Origin of the sequence: Streptomyces sp. NPDC048514 (genome assembly GCF_043199955.1) — a bacterium.
Classification (GTDB): Bacteria; Actinomycetota; Actinomycetes; order Streptomycetales; family Streptomycetaceae; genus Streptomyces.
This window is the reverse complement of the sequence record NZ_JBICWT010000008.1, coordinates 25113-40021: the sequence shown is the minus strand read 5'-3', so window position 1 is coordinate 40021 and position 14909 is coordinate 25113. Positions and strand designations below refer to the sequence as shown.

Annotated in this window: 11 protein-coding genes; 3 read left to right on the top strand and 8 right to left on the bottom strand. The window is 71.8% G+C overall.

Translation table 11 applies throughout. The features are described from left to right. Window positions 1–22: 22 nt before the first annotated feature. Window positions 23–2989: a beta-galactosidase gene (locus ACGFT2_RS18820; RefSeq protein WP_393279291.1), complete on the bottom strand. Its 2967-nt coding sequence runs from the start codon at window positions 2987–2989 to the stop codon at window positions 23–25. Window positions 2990–3064: 75 nt separating this feature from the next. Between ACGFT2_RS18820 and ACGFT2_RS18815 the strand changes: the two genes are divergently transcribed. Both ACGFT2_RS18815 and ACGFT2_RS18810 read left to right on the top strand, forming a co-directional pair. Further along, complete coding sequence (locus tag ACGFT2_RS18815; RefSeq protein WP_393279289.1) at window positions 3065–3523, top strand: RrF2 family transcriptional regulator; 459 nt, start codon at window positions 3065–3067, stop codon at window positions 3521–3523. A 159-nt stretch (window positions 3524–3682) separates the two neighbouring features. Further along, window positions 3683–4333: a DUF4360 domain-containing protein gene (locus ACGFT2_RS18810; protein WP_393279287.1), complete on the top strand. Its 651-nt coding sequence runs from the start codon at window positions 3683–3685 to the stop codon at window positions 4331–4333. Window positions 4334–4385: 52 nt separating this feature from the next. Here the strand turns inward: ACGFT2_RS18810 and ACGFT2_RS18805 are convergent, their stop codons facing one another. The 7 genes from ACGFT2_RS18805 to ACGFT2_RS18775 form a co-directional block, all read right to left on the bottom strand. Beyond that, on the bottom strand, window positions 4386–6098 hold the full coding sequence (locus ACGFT2_RS18805) for a pyridoxal phosphate-dependent aminotransferase (protein ID WP_393279285.1): 1713 nt from the start codon (window positions 6096–6098) through the stop codon (window positions 4386–4388). Window positions 6099–6234: 136 nt separating this feature from the next. Continuing rightward, entirely contained in the window at window positions 6235–7479 is a 1245-nt protein-coding gene (mmsB, locus tag ACGFT2_RS18800; RefSeq protein WP_393279283.1) for a multiple monosaccharide ABC transporter permease, read from the bottom strand. Then, a complete protein-coding gene (gene mmsA / locus ACGFT2_RS18795; protein ID WP_393279281.1) occupies window positions 7476–9026 on the bottom strand; it encodes a multiple monosaccharide ABC transporter ATP-binding protein in 1551 nt (516 codons plus the stop codon). Before mmsA ends, mmsB begins: the two co-directional genes overlap by 4 nt. A 44-nt stretch (window positions 9027–9070) precedes the next feature. Continuing rightward, entirely contained in the window at window positions 9071–10180 is a 1110-nt protein-coding gene (gene chvE / locus ACGFT2_RS18790) for a multiple monosaccharide ABC transporter substrate-binding protein (RefSeq protein ID WP_393279280.1), read from the bottom strand. A 37-nt stretch (window positions 10181–10217) separates the two neighbouring features. Further along, the gene (locus tag ACGFT2_RS18785; RefSeq protein WP_393279279.1) at window positions 10218–11186 is read right to left on the bottom strand and encodes a hypothetical protein; all 969 of its coding nucleotides are present in this window, start codon (window positions 11184–11186) and stop codon (window positions 10218–10220) included. 200 nt (window positions 11187–11386) lie between these two features. Beyond that, the gene (locus ACGFT2_RS18780) at window positions 11387–12391 is read right to left on the bottom strand and encodes a zinc-binding dehydrogenase (protein ID WP_393279277.1); all 1005 of its coding nucleotides are present in this window, start codon (window positions 12389–12391) and stop codon (window positions 11387–11389) included. Next, window positions 12388–13545 (bottom strand): mandelate racemase/muconate lactonizing enzyme family protein, encoded by a 1158-nt coding sequence (locus ACGFT2_RS18775; RefSeq protein WP_393279275.1) that lies wholly within the window; start codon window positions 13543–13545, stop codon window positions 12388–12390. The genes ACGFT2_RS18780 and ACGFT2_RS18775 overlap by 4 nt, the downstream gene beginning before the upstream one ends. Before the next feature lie 201 nt (window positions 13546–13746). On the opposite strand from ACGFT2_RS18775, the gene ACGFT2_RS18770 reads away from it, so the two are divergent. Next, window positions 13747–14853 (top strand): hypothetical protein, encoded by a 1107-nt coding sequence (locus tag ACGFT2_RS18770; protein WP_393279273.1) that lies wholly within the window; start codon window positions 13747–13749, stop codon window positions 14851–14853. The last annotated feature ends 56 nt before the right edge of the window (window positions 14854–14909 follow it).

Here is a 14909-nt window from a genome sequence, read left to right as displayed (position 1 = left end):
CCGGCGCGCGGGCCCCGCGGGGTCAGCGGCCGGGGGAGGGCACCGGGGTCACCGGCACCCCGCCGGCCGCGCTGCCCAGCAGGGTCAGGCTCACCCGGCCGGGGCCGGACAGCGTGGTGAACTCCGAGAGGACCGCCAGTGCGAGGGTGTTGGTGCCCCGGGTGCGCAGGATGCCGTTGGGCAGGACGAAGGTGTGCTGCGGGCCGACGTCGTTGATGTACTGGCCCATGTTCCAGCCGTTGAGGAAGATCTGCGCCCGGTAGGCGCGGTACGGGTCGTCCTCCAGGGTCAGGCCGATCGAGGCGTCGACGTCGGCCGGCACCGACAGCCGGAAGGTGGTCCGGTACCACGTCACCCCCTGGTAGCGGGGGCTCCGCGGGAAGGTGACCGCCTCCCAGTCCCGGTCCGGGAAGCCGGGCAGATGCCAGCCCTCCCGCTCCCCGTACAGCCCGCCGTTGTTCATCGGGCCGCGCACCGGGTCCGCGGCCGCCTCGCCCTGGATGCGCCAGGTGACGTCCGGGTCCGCCCCCGTGCAGGAGGCCGAGGTCAGTCCGCGGGCCACCTTGTGGGTGTCGAGCGCCTTGCCGTCCTGGTCGTGCTGCATGCGGCGGACGAGGACCGACAGCACATGGCGGCCGGGGGAGCGCAGCCGCCGCCGTACCGGGAGGACGGCCGTGCCGGCCCAGCTGCCCTGGCGGACGGTGGACTTGTCCGGCACCGGCATCCGGTGCGTGCCCAGCGGTTCGCCGTCCAGCCACGCCATCAGCAGGCCCTGCGTACCGGTGCTGTAGGCGAGCGAGATCTCCTCCAGGCCGCTGGAGTCGGTGAAGGATCCCCGGTACCAGACGTCCCCGTAGTGGAAACCGTAGTCGTCGGCGAACAGCACCGGCCCGCCGTCCGGCACCGCCGTGCTGCTGTACGACGACGTCCTGCCGGCGACCTGCCACGTCGAGTCGTCGAAGCTCGGGCCCGCCTCCGGGTTCTCCGTCCGCATCCGCCAGCCGCCCAGCTCGGGCAGCCGCACCTCGGGGACGGCCGGCAGCGGCCCGGTGCTCATCAGGCTGCCGGAGCCGGTGACCCGGGTGGGCAGGGCGCGTCCGTTCCAGACCAGGGTGTCGATCCCGCGCGGGCCCCACACCTCCACCGCCGTCGCCTCGGTGACGTCACCCGTCAGGTGGACCTCCGAACCGCGCACCTCGGCGTGGCGCAGCAGCTTCGGTCCGTACACCAGCAGGGTCCCGGACGGGGTGTCGTAGGGGAACATCCGTACGGCGGTGGCGTCGTCGGCGAAGAGCAGCAGCAGCGGGGTCTCGCTCTCGCCCTTCTGCACCAGGACGCGGGTCAGCCCGGCCTCGCCGAGGGGCGCGTTCACATGCAGCTCGCCGCGGTCGTAGACCCAGGCGGCCTCCGGGTCCAGCCTTTGGACGCTCGGCTCGGCCGGGCACTTCAGCACCAGGTCCGCCATGTCGCCGTGCCGCCCGGAGAACAGGGCGATGTCCCGCCGGCCGGCCGTCAGGCACAGCACGGGCTGGGCGGTCGAGTACTTCAGGGTCCGCCTGCCCAGGGACAGCCCGGTGGCCAGCAGTCTGGCATCCCTGCCGGGCACGGTGATCCGCAGGTCGCCGGCGTCGGTCGGCAGTTCGGTGGTGACGTCGTCCGTGCCGTCGTTGCGGGCGATGTACACGTGGGCGCCGGTGTCCGGGTTGGCCAGGTGGTACACCTTCAGGCCCGCCGCCGTCACCTCCGCCGCGCGGTCCAGCCTGGCGAAGTCGGGCACGCGCTGGAGCAGGTGCCCGATCTGGTGCATCGGCGCGATCTTGGCGGTGACGCCGCGGCCCTCGTCGATGGCGGCGCCGTAGTCGTAGGAGGTGTAGACGACGGGTGCGGGCAGCCATCCCCACGACGTCCCGCCGAAGGTCATGTACACGTTGTGCAGGGTGAGCCCGTTGGCGAGGTTGGTCAGGTAGAAGCGGCGCTCGTAGGCCGCGTCCCGGGTGCGCCGCGACTCGGCGTACCCCTTGCCGTCGAACTCGGCCCCGCCCCACGGATCGAACCAGCCGCCGCCGAACTCCGGCACGAATCCGGGCGTGGACGGCGAGGCGGTGGCCCCGCCCTTCGTCCCGCCGGGCCCGTAGTGCCCCCAGTCCGGCGGGGTCTTGGAGGGCGACGGATAGCCGTCGAACCCGTACAGCCAGCCACCCCGCTCCCCGCCGGTGCCGAAGGACCCGGGCACCCAGTAGCCGTTGCGGCCCTTGTCGTTGTGGAACAGCGGGACGTCGATGCCGTCCGAGCGCACCTTCCGGTACAGGTGGGACATGTAGGTGCGGCCGGTGGCCTCGGTGACGTGGGCGTCGTACTCGTTCTCGATCTGGTAGAGCAGGACCGTGCCGGTGCCCTGCGTGAACAGATGCTCCCGGGCGATCCGGTCGACCTGCGTGAACCACTCGTCCACGTACGACAGATAGGTCGGATCTGCGGTGCGGGCGGTGCCCTTCGTGGCGGTCAGCCAGCCCGGGAAGCCGCCGCCGTCGACCTCGGCGTTGATGTACGGACCGGGCCGCAGGATGACGTACAGCCCCGTCTCGGCGGCCGTGCGCAGGAACAGGTCCAGGTCCCGGACGCCGGTGAAGTCGTACCGGCCGGGGGCGGGGGAGTGGTAGTTCCAGGCCACGTAGATGCTGACGGCGTTGTAGCCGTGGGCCCGCATCTTCTGCAGCACGTCCCGCCACAGGGACGGGCTCGGCAGCCGGAACGGATGCAGCTCACCGGACCACACCACCAGCCGCCTGCCGTCCACGATCAGGGAGTAGCGGTCGTACCCGACGGTGTGCCGCCTGCCGTCGGCGCCCGGCGGGGCGGGCGGGGGTCCGGTCGGCACACTTCCGCCCGCGTACGCCGAAGGCGCACCGGGTCCGCCGCTGCCGCCCAGCGCGAGGCCGAGCGCGGCCGAACCGGCCAGGGCACTGAAGTTACGTCTGCTGAGCGCCAAGGTGGATCCTCCCGGGCGATCTTACGGGGCGCGGGTGCGGCCATTGTCCATGGAGGTACGCCCCACAATGGACGCATGAGGATCTCGGCACGGGCGGATTACGCGGTACGGGCGGTTCTGGAGCTGGCCGTACGGCAGGATGGCGGCCCGGTGAAGGCGGAGGAGATCGCCGCCGTGCAGGACATCCCGCACAAGTTTTTGGAGGGGATCCTGGGCGATCTGCGGCGCGCCGGGATCGTCGACAGCCGGCGTGGCGGGGGCGGCGGCTACCGGCTCGCCCGGGACGCGGCGGCGATCACGGTCGCGGACGTCATCCGGGGTGTCGACGGCCCCATCGTCTCGGTGCGCGGCGAACGCCCGACCGGCCTCGCCTACACCGGCACGGCCCGGCCGCTGCTGCCCCTGTGGATCGCCCTGCGCGCCAACGTCCGCCGGATCCTGGAGGGCGTCACGCTCGCCGACCTCGCGGCGGACACGCTGCCCGAGCCGGTCCGTGCGTTGGCCGCCGAACCGGCGGCCTGGGAGAACCCGTGAAAACCCCGGTGTGAATGGCCTGAGTTCGCCCTGTCGGGCCGGAGCGGGGCTTCCTACGATTCCCTCGCCTCCTCTCCCTTCACAGGTTCCACACAGTTTCTTCAAGGTTGAACGGAGGGGCGGAGGCCGAACCCCCCACCCACTCAACCGGGAGAAACCATGGCTGGTGGACTCCTCCTGAGCGGCGCCGTCGCCGCTCTCCTCACTACCGCCCTGCCCACCCAGAACCCGTCCTCCGTGTTCGACGACCCGCCTCCGGACAAGATCGTCATCGACGTGGCCACGGTGAACGGCTCCGGCTGCCCGGCGGGTACGGCCGCCGTGGCGGTCTCGCCGGACAACACGGCCTTCACGGTGACGTACAGCGACTACCTCGCCCAGGCCGGCGGCAACTCCGACCCCACGGCCTTCCGCAAGAACTGCCAGCTCAACCTGGTGGTCCATGTCCCGCAGGGCTTCACCTACGCCGTGGCCCAGGCGGACTACCGGGGCTTCCTCTCGCTCCAGCCCGGCGCGACCGCCACGCAGAAGGCCTCGTACTACTTCCAGGGGTCCTCGAGCACCGTGCCGCGGACCCACCCCTTCGGCGGGGCCTACAACGACGACTGGCAGGTCACCGACACCACCGACTGGGCCCAACTGGTCTGGGCGCCCTGCGGTGTGCTGCGCAACTTCAACATCAACACCGAACTGAGGGTGAACGCGGGCAGCGCCAACCCCGGCAAGGTCAGCTTCATGACGATGGACTCCACCGACGGGGACATCAGCACGGTCTACCACCTGGCGTGGCAGCAGTGCCCGAAGCACTAGTGCTCCACCGGCCGCCGGGCCGGCCGCCCCGCGGCCGGCCTCGGGCGCAGCGCTAGCCCGCCTGTCCCATTCCCGCCGCGTTCGGCCAGCTCTGGGCGTTCGGCCAGCCCGTTGCCGGGGCCGGGGTCAGGCCGGTGGCGGGGGCCGGGGCCGTCATGCCCCGTACCTGGGCCGCGGTGAGACCGCCGCGCGCCGGGACACCGGGCGGGGTGGGCGCGACGGCGGCCGCGGCCGCCGGGACGGCGGGCATCGGAACCGGGCCCGGCCGCGCAGCCGGTTGCGGTGCGGGCGCCGGGACCATCGGCTGCTGGACCGGCATCGGCGCGGGCGCCGGCACCGGCACGGGTATCGGCGCCGGCGCGGGCGTCTGTGGCGGCACCGGGGCGGGCATGGGCGTCTGTGCCGGCACCGGGGCGGGTGCGGGGGCGCGCTGGGCTGCCGCCGGCATCGGCATCCCGGCGCCGGGCTGCACGGCGGCGGGGAGCGGCATGCCGGTGCCGACGGCCGGAGCGGGGACGGCCGCGGCCATGGCCTGGGCGTCGAGCCCACGCAGACCGGCCCCGTTGGTCTCGCTCATCAGCCGGTCGATCGCCGCCGTACCCGAGCTGTAGCTGGTCCCGGCGCCCAGCTCGGGTACGGCGGTTCCCCTCCTGGCCCCGTAGAGCACCTGCTCCAGGCCGGACACCAGGCGACGCACGTCGACCTGGGGGCGCACCACGAGTCTCAGGAAGCGGCTGGAGGAGCCGATCTTGTTGCCGCACTCGCGGACCAGGATCCGGTGCTCGGTGAGCAGCCGGTCCCGGACCACGGTGCCCTCGGCTCCGACGGGAAGGCGTACGAACAGGAAGTTGCCCTGGGACGGATAGACGGTGAGCCCGGGGAGCGCGGAGAGGTGGCTGGCCATCTCCAGGCGGTCGCGGCGCACCTGCAGCAGGCTCTGCGCGTACTCGGCCCCGTGCTCCTTCAGCATGAACACCACGTGCTCGGCGAAGGAGTTGAGGTTCCACTTGGGCAGCATCGCGCGGACCCTGCCCGCGAGCGCCGGGTTGGCGACCAGGTAGCCGAAGCGTATGCCGTGCAGACCGAAGTTCTTGCCCAGGCTGCGCAGGACCACGACGTTCGGGCGGAGCATCGCCTCCTGCACGACGCTCGGCTCGGCCTCCGCGTCGGCGAACTCCAGGAAGGACTCGTCCACGATCACCAGGTCCAGATCGGCCATGGCGTCCATGAACTGGACCACCGACTGCTTGCGCAGATAACCGCCGTCGGGATTGTTCGGATTGCAGATCACGGCCACGCGCGTGCCGCGCGCACGGATGAACTGGGTGTACTGGGTCAGGTCCAGGGCGAAGCCGTTCGCCTCCTGCAGCGGGAACATGTCGACCCGCTTGCCGGTCTCCATCGGCTGGTCGGTCCAGCGGCCGAAGGTGGGCACCGGGATCGCCAGGGACTCCCGGACGAGGAGGTGGTCGAGCCAGGTGATCAGCTCCGTGGAGCCGTTGCCCATCGCCACACAGCTGGGCGGCAGTTGCAGCAGACTGCACAGCTCGGCGGTGATGGTGTCGGCGCCGCTGGGGTAGTACGTGACGATCTCGCGCAACCGGGCCGACATCTCGTCGAACATGGCCGGAGTCGGGAAGTACGGGTTGCACGGGATGCAGAAGTCCACCGGTCCGGCCCCGTCGCCGCCCTCCCGCGCCAGCGCCGCCATCGAGGGGCTGTGCGCGGCGGTGCCGCGGAACAACGAGGTGACGTTGCCGGCCAAGGGGACCTCCGTTCAGGTGGCCCGTGCGGGGGAGCACGGGCCGCCCATGGATACGGCAGGGGCGGCCGAGCCGTTCAACTCACCGGTCGTGTGAGCCGGTTCACGCCCCCGAGCGCGCGATCGGGCCCGGTCCGGTTCACGAGCCGGACCTGCGCTTGTTCCACACGTCGAACCCGACCGCCACCAGCAGGGCCAGGCCCTTGATGACCTGCTGCCAGTCGGTGCCGACGCTGAGGAGGTTCATGCCGTTGTTCAGCACGCCCAGGACGAGACCGCCGATGATGGCGCCGAGGACCGTACCCACGCCGCCGCTCATGGAGGCGCCGCCGATGAACGACGAGGCGATGGCCTCCAACTCGAAGTTGAGACCCGCCTTCGGCGAGGCCGCGTTGAGGCGGGCGGAGACCACCAGCCCCGCCAGGGCCGCGAGCACGCCCATGTTGAGGAAGACGAGGAAGGTGACCTTCTTGTCCCTGACGCCGGACAGCTTGGCGGCCGGCAGGTTGCCGCCGATCGCGTAGATGTGCCGGCCGAACACCGCGTTGCGCATCAGGTAGCCGTATCCGACCACCAGCGCGCCGAGGACGAGCAGCACGATCGGGGCGCCCTTGTAGCTGGCCAGCAGCAGCGTGACGACGAGGATCGCGGACGTGAGGGCGACGAGCCCGAGCAGGAAGAGGCTCCTGGGCGGCACGTCGAGGGAGAACTCCCGCTGGCGCCTGCGGTCGCGCACCTTCTGCACGACCGAGGAGACGATCAGGGCGAGGCCCAGCAGCAGTGTGAGGTTGTGGTAGTCGGTGGCGGGTCCGGCCTCCGGCAGGAAGCCGTTGCCCATCTTCTGCAGGCCGCCCGGGAACGGCCCGAGGGTCTGCCCCTGGAGGAAGATCTCCGTCAGACCGCGGAAGACCAGCATGCCGGCGAGGGTGACGATGAACGACGGTATGCCGAAATAGGCGATCATGAAGCCCTGCGCCGCTCCGGCCACGGCGCCCACCAGCAGGCACAGCACCAGGGCGACCGGCCAGGCGACACCGTGCTGGACCGTCAGGACGGCCGCGAACGCGCCGACGAACGCCGTAAGCGAGCCGACCGACAGATCGATGTGGCCCGCGACGATCACCAGCATCATGCCGATCGCGAGGATCAGGATGTGGCTGTTCTGCAGCACGAGGTTGGAGACGTTGCGGGGCAGCAGCAGATCGCCCTCGGTCCACACCGCGAACAGGGCCACGATCAGGCCGAGCGCGATCAGCATGCCGTACTGCCGCATGTTGGCGCGCAGCCCCGCCAGCATCAGCCGCAGCAGACCGCCGGGGGCCGGGGCACCGCTCTTGCCCGGTGGCGCCGGGGCCGGGGTCCTGGCCGGCACGTCCGTGCTCATCGGGTCACCTCCTTGTCCTTCGTCATCTGGCGCATCAGCGATTCGGAAGAGGCCTCGGCCCGGGAGAACTCGCCGGTCAGCCGGCCCGCGGCCATCGTGTAGATGCGGTCGCACATGCCGAGCAGCTCGGGCAGTTCGGAGGAGATGAGGACGACCGCCCTGCCCTCGGCCGCCAGCCGGTCGATGACCGTGTAGATCTCGAACTTGGCGCCGACGTCGATGCCCCGCGTGGGCTCGTCCAGGATCAGCACGTCCGGGTCCGCGAAGATCCACTTGCTGAGGACGACCTTCTGCTGGTTGCCGCCGGACAACCTGCCCACCGGCTCCAGGACGGTCGGCGCCTTGATGTTCATCGAGGTGCGGAACCGCTCGGCGACCCGCCGCTCCTCGTGCTCGTCGACGACGCCCCGCCGCGCGACCTTGTCCAGGGCGGTCAGCGAGATGTTGCGGTTGACGGTGTCGATGAGGTTGAGCCCGTAGTGCTTGCGGTCCTCGGTGACGTAGGCGATGCCGTGCCCGATCGCCTCCGCGACGGTCCGGGTGCGGATCTCCGCGCCGTCCTTGAGCACCGTGCCGCCCGCCCAGCGGCCGTAGGAGCGGCCGAAGACGCTCATGGCGAGTTCGGTGCGGCCGGCGCCCATCAGGCCCGCGATGCCGACGATCTCCCCGCGGCGCACGTGGACCGACACACCGTCGACCACCTTGCGCTGCCGGTCGATGGGGTGGTGCACGCTCCAGTCGCGGATCTCCAGGGCCGGGGCCGCGCCCTCCTCCGTCCGGTGCGCGGTGCGCTCGGGGAAGCGGTGGTCGAGGTCGCGGCCGGCCATCCCGCTGATGATCCGGTCCTCGGTGGTCCCCGGGTCCCGCACGTCGAGGGTTTCGATGGAGCGCCCGTCGCGCAGGATCGTCACCGAGTCGGCGACCCGGCGGATCTCGCCCAGCTTGTGCGAGATGATGATCGAGGTGATGCCCTGGGCCTTCAGCTCCAGTATCAGATCGAGGAGTTTGCCGCTGTCCTCGTCGTTCAGGGCGGCGGTCGGCTCGTCCAGGATGAGCAGCTTCACCTGCTTCGACAGTGCCTTGGCGATCTCCACGAGCTGCTGCTTGCCCACGCCGATGTCGGCGACCCGGGTCTGCGGGTGGTCGGTCAGGCCGACCCGGCGCAGCAGCTCTGCGGCGTGCCCGAGGGTGGCGTTCCAGTCGATGAGGCCGCGCGTGGCGTGCTCGTTGCCGAGGAAGATGTTCTCGGCGACGGAGAGGTACGGCACCAGTGCCAGCTCCTGGTGGATGATGACGATGCCGTGCTGCTCGCTGGCCCGGATGTCCCTGAATCGGCAGACCGCCGACTCGAAGAGGATCTCGCCCTCGTAACTGCCGTGCGGATGGACGCCGGAGAGCACCTTCATCAGGGTGGACTTCCCGGCGCCGTTCTCGCCGCAGACGGCGTGGACCTCGCCCCGACGTACCGTCAGAGTGACGTCCGAGAGCGCCGTGACACCGGGAAAGGTCTTGACGATCGAGCGCATTTCCAGGACGGGTCCCGCCATGGTCGTGCCTTCCGGTCGGTGTGGGGTCGGTCGGTTCTGGCGGCTCACCTGAGCTGTGCGTCGGTGTAGTAACCGCCCTTGACCAGGACGTCTTCGTAGTTGGTCCGGTCGACGCTGACCGGCTGGAGCAGATAGGAGGGGACGACCTTGGCGCCGTTGTCGTACGACTTGACGTCGTTGACCTCGGGCTTTCGCCCACCGAGGACGTCGTCCAGCATCGTCGCGGCGACCTCGGCGAGCTTGCGGAGGTCCTTGTAGACGGTCTGCGTCTGCTCGCCGGCGATGATCGACTTCACGGAGGCCAGCTCCGCGTCCTGACCCGTGACCACCGGAAGCGGCTTGTTCCCCGAGCCGTAGCCGTCCGACTTCAGCGCGGACAGGACACCGATCGAGATGCCGTCGTAGGGGGAGAGGACGGCGTCGACCCGCTCGTTCTGGTACGAGGAGGTGAGGATGTCGTCCATGCGCCGCTGGGCGGTGGCGCCGTCCCAGCGCAGGGTGGTGACCTTGTTGAGCGCGGTCTGCCCGGAGCGGACGACCAGCCGCTTGTCGTCCAGGTACGGCTTGAGCACGCTCATCGCGCCGTCGAAGAAGTAGCGGGTGTTGTTGTCGTCGTTGGAACCGGCGAACAGCTCGATGGAGAACGGGCCCTTCTTCCCGCTGTCCAGGCCCAGCTTGTGCGCTATGTAGGCACCCTGCAGCCTGCCGACCTTCTCGTTGTCGAAGGACGCGTAGTAGTCGACGTTCCGGGTGCCGAGGATCAGACGGTCGTAGGAGACGACCGGGATGTGGGCGTCCGCGGCCTCCTGCAGGACGTGTTCGAGGGACTTGTTGTCGATCGCCGCGATGATCAGGCCCTTGACGCCCTGGGTGATCAGGTTCTCGATCTGCGAGACCTGCTGCTCGGGGTCGTCCTCGCCGTACACCAGCTTGGTCCGGTAGCCCTTGGCGCGCAGGTCCTTGACGACGTTGGCGCCGTCGTTGATCCAGCGCTCGGAGGACTTGGTCGGCATCGCGACGCCGATGGTGCCGCCCTTGGCGTCGCCCGCCTTCTCCTTGCCGCCACCCTCTCCGCTCTGCCCGCAGGCAGTCAGGACCAGGGCGAGGGAGGCGGCTGCGGCCGTCCCGGTGAGTGCGGCTCTGTGATTGCGCATGGTGATCAGTCCTTGGTCGTCTCGTCGTGGCGAGGGGTCACGCGTTGCTGGGGAAGCGGTGCAGCGGGCCCGGCAGCCGCGAGCCGAGCGGCGCCATGCCGCCGTCCGCGCCGTGCCGGGCGAGCAGGTCCAGGGCGAGCCGGCCGCGCCGTACCCGCTCCCTGGCGGTGTCCAGGGTCAGATCCCGCAGATGGGCGCCCCACGGGTAGATGCCGGGCGCCTTCGACAGGCCGAACTTCAGGTAGAGCGGTGCGCCGCGCCGGATCAGCTCGGCGACCTCGTACATCCGCACATGGCCGCCGAGGTCGTCGGGGGCCTCGATGTACAGGTCCATGGGGGCGCCGGACACCCGCCGGATCTCCGTGAGGTGGTCCGGCGTCAGATCGCCCGGCACGTTCACCGAGTCGGCGCCGAGCCGTTCGAAGACGGCGTACGAGGCCGGGTTGACCGGGCCGATCAGCGCCGAGACCTTCAGCGTGGTGCCGGCCGGGAGGATCCCTTCGGTCCGGGCCCGGTGCAGGGTCCACAGCACGCCCTCGTCGGCGACCAGCAGGCACTGGACGCCCAGCTCGGTGGCGCGGACGGCGTCCTCGACGCAGCCGGCCACGGCGTCGTGACCGCGTGCACGCGGCCCGGCCCCCCGGGAGTCGGACCGCACCGCGCCGCCGATGTCCCAGGTGCCGCGCGGGCCGGTGAACAGGCACAGCTCGATGCCGCGTTCGGCGGTGGCCCCGGCCATCTCGGTGATCTCGGCGTCGGTGAGCATCCACACGCCGCTGCCCTGGCTGATCCGGTGGATCGGCACATCGAGGCGGGCGGCCTCCTCGAGCACGACCGCCAGCGCTTCGGGACCCTCGCAGGAGGGGATCTCGGTGCGCCAGCGGCCGCCGCCCGGAAAGCGGTGGGCGGAGGCGTCGGCCGGGTCGGGGGTGGGCGCGGCCAGGCCGAGTGCGGCGAGCACGTGCTCGCCCGGCCTGCGGGCCGCCGGGGCGGAAGCGTCGGTCACGAGCTGTCCTTCGCGTTCGGTATTTCGGACGTTGTTCGCGTCTCAGGGTGCGGAAACAGACGGTGCGGCCAGTGGAGTGGTCGGGGGAGGCCGGAGTGGTCGGAGGGGAGGGGAGTCGGCCGGAGGTGGAGGGGAGTGGTCGAAGGTGGAGGAGAGTCGGCCGGAGGTGGAGGGGAGTGGTCGAAGGTGGAGGGGAGCGGTCAGGGGCGGAGCAGCACCTTGCCCACCTCCGGATCCCCGCTCGCCACCAGCTCGATGGCCCGCGGGAACTCGGTCAGCGGCAGCTCGTGCGTGACCAGTGGCAGCGGATCCAGCAACCCGGCGTCGAACATCCGCACGGCGTGTGCCCAGGCCGGTGGCGGCGCCCCGAAGACGGTGCGCACCTCCAACTGCCGTACGACGAGGTCGGTCGGGTCGAGGCCGTCCGCGCCCGGCGCCGGGATGCCGGTCAGGACCAGGCGTCCGCCGCGCCGGAGCAGGGCGGCGGCGGTGCGCGCGGCCGTCGCGGAGCCGGCGGCCTCGATGACGACGTCGTAGTCGCCGGGCGACTCCTGGTCCGTGGTGCGGAAACCGGTGGCCCCGAACCGCCGGGCGAGCGCCTCCCGGTCGGCGCGGACGCCCACGACCAGCAGGTCCGCCGGCGAGACGGCCTTCAGGAACTGCACGGCGAGCATCCCCAGCGTGCCGGTGCCGACCACGGCGACCCGCTCGCCCGGCCGGGCGTCCGCCCTGAGTGCGGCGGCCGCGACGCAGGCGGCCGGCTCCAGCAGCGCGGCGGCGGTGAGGTCGGCGCCGTCCTGCAGGGCGTGCAGCAGCCTTGCGGGCAGGGTGAGCGTGGCGGCCATGGCGCCCGGCCGGGTGAAACCGGTCTCCTCGTAGCCGTCCGTGCACAGGGTGGCCTCGCCCGCGTGACAGCGGTCGCACACCTGGCAGTTGTGGAAGCCCTCGCCGACGACCTTGCGGCCGACGAGCGTCGCGGGCACTCCGGCGCCCACCGCCCCGACCGTGCCGGACCACTCGTGGCCGGGGACGAGCGGATACCGCGCATACCCCTCGGGCCGGTCGCCCCGGTACACCTCGCGGTCGCTGCCGCAGATGCCGACCGCGTGCACGGTGACGAGGGCCTCTCCGGGGCCGGGCCGGCGGGGCGTGTGGGCCTCGACCCGGTGTACGCCCGGCGCCTCGACCACGATCTGGAAGCTCACGCGGTCCCCTTCGGCCGGCGCTGCTCCCAGCCCTCGGCCCACAGGTCGAACCGGGCCTGCTGCTGCGGGAACTCCGCGGCGGCGTCGACGTCCAGCTCGACCCCCAGACCGGGCTCGTGCGACAGCCGGAAGTATCCGTCGACGACCTGGGGAGCGCCCTTGACCACCTTCTTGATCTCGGCGTCCGCGAAGTCGTTGAAGTGTTCGAGGACCTTGAAGTTCGGGGTGGTGAAGCCGACTTGGAGCGAGGCGGCGGTCAGCACCGGCCCGCCCACGTTGTGCGGGGCGACGAGCACGTAGTGCGACTCGGCGGTCGCGGCCAGCTTCCGGGTCTCCCAGATGCCGCCGACGTGGCCGACGTCGGGCTGGATGACGTCCGCGGCCTGGCTCTCGAACAGCTCGCGGAACTCGATCCGGTCGTGCACGCGCTCACCGGTGGCGATCGGGATGTCGACCTTGGCGGCGACCTTCTCCAGCGCCTTGAGGTTCTCCGGCGGCACGGGCTCCTCCAGCCAGGCGGGCTCGAAGGGGGCGAGCTCGCGGGCGAGGCGGACCGCGGTGGCGGGGGAGAAGCGGCCGTGCATCTCCAGCATCAGCTCGGCGTCCGGGCCGATCGCGTCGCGCACGGCCTCGATGAGCGAGACGGCGTACCGGGTCTGCTCGCGGTCGAGTTCGAAGTGCCCGGTGCCGAACGGATCGATCTTCAGCGCCCGGTAGCCGCGCTCCATGACCCCCTGGGCTGCCTTGTGGTAGGCCTCCGGGGTTCGCTCGGTCGTGTACCACCCGTTGGCGTAAGCCTTGACCCTGTCGGTGACCCGTCCGCCGAGCAGCTGCCAGACCGGCACGCCGAGCGCCTTGCCCTTGATGTCCCAGCACGCCATCTCGACGACCGCGATGCCGGACATGACGATCTCACCGGCGCGGCCGTAGTCGCCGTATTTCATCCGGCGTACGAGGTCCTCCACGGCGAACGGATCGGAGCCGCGTACGTGGTTGGCCTCGGCCTCCCGCAGATAGCCGATCAGCGCGTCGGTGTGCCCGAGCATCCGGGTCTCGCCTACTCCCGTGATCCCCTCGTCGGTGTGCACCCGGACATAGGTCAGGTTGCGCCACGGGGTGCCGACCACGTGTGTGCTGATTCCGGTGATGCGCACGGCAGTTGCCTCTCAGCTGTTCGAGATTTCGTCACACGTTCGAAATGTTGGCGTGACAGTAAGGAGGGGGTGGTGGGGGTGTCAATGGGTCTTGCGGGTAACGGTTTCGGCGCGGCCTGCGGGATATGTTGCGCTCCCCCACCAAACCTTCACAGGCCTGCCTAGGAACGTGACCGGCGCGGACCTTAGTCTTCCCGCGTCATGGACTACTGCCACCCGTGCCGACGGCACCTCAACGGCGCCCTCGCCTGCCCGGGCTGCGGCGCACCGGCCCTACAGCCGGTCGTGCCCGCACCGGCACCCCCCGCCTCCGCAGGGGCCGGCGAGACCTACGGCGGACCGGGTCCTGCGCAGGGGTACCACCTCAATCAGGGGTACGGCGGCACCCGGGCATACGGCGCCCTCCCGGAGCAGCACCAGCAGCAGCGGCATGCCGTCGTCGGGGGTGTGGCGCACGGGGCCGGAGCCCACCTCGACGGGCCCCGGCCGGCTTGGGAGCCGGAGGGGCCGGCGGCCACGGAGGCACCGGAGGGCATGGCCGGGGCGGAGGGCACGGCGGAGCCGGAACCGCGGGATGCGTCCGAGGGCGGCGGCCGGGCCGCCCGGCGCAGGGCGCGCGATGCCGTCACGGTGAGCCCCGCCGGGGCCGACTCCGGCAGGCGGGAGCGCAGGGCGCGCGACGCCGTCACGGTGAGCCCCGCCGAGGCCGACTCCGGCAGGCGGGAGCGCAGGACCCGCGACGCCGTCACGGTGAGCCCCGCCGGGGCCGACTCCGGCAGGCGTGACCGCAAGGCCGCCGCACACCGTCGCCGCCGTCGCCGTGCCGTGCTCGTCGCCGCCGGCTTCGTGCTGGCCGCGGGCGGCCTCAGCCTCGCCGAACTCGGCACGGACGCGCCCTTCTCGCCCTTCTCCAGCGACCCGCCGGCCGCGTCCGGGGACACCGCGGCGGACGGCGGCTCGTCCCCCGCGGCGGCGGACGGCACGGCTGCCCCGGCCGGCGGCACCGCCGGCGCCTCGCGTGGTGCCTCCGTCTCCCCGGACGCCTCGGCATCCGTGTCCGCCTCCGCGTCCGCCTCCAGGTCACCCGGGGACGAGGACTCCGCCTCCCCGTCCGCGAAGGACACCGGCAAGCCGCAGGCGCCGGCCGGTTCGGCCGCCGGCGCGACCACCACCGCCCCCGCCTCCCCGGGCACGGGCGGCCCGGCCCACACCCCGGCCCCGACCGCCCCGACCGCCCCGACCTCCGACCCGACCCCGAGACCGTCGCCCACCAAGACCTGCAACCGCTTCTTGTGGTGGTGCACCTGAGCCGCGCCGCAGGCCGTCCCGCACCGTCCCTCTGCGCCATCCGGGGCATCGCCGAC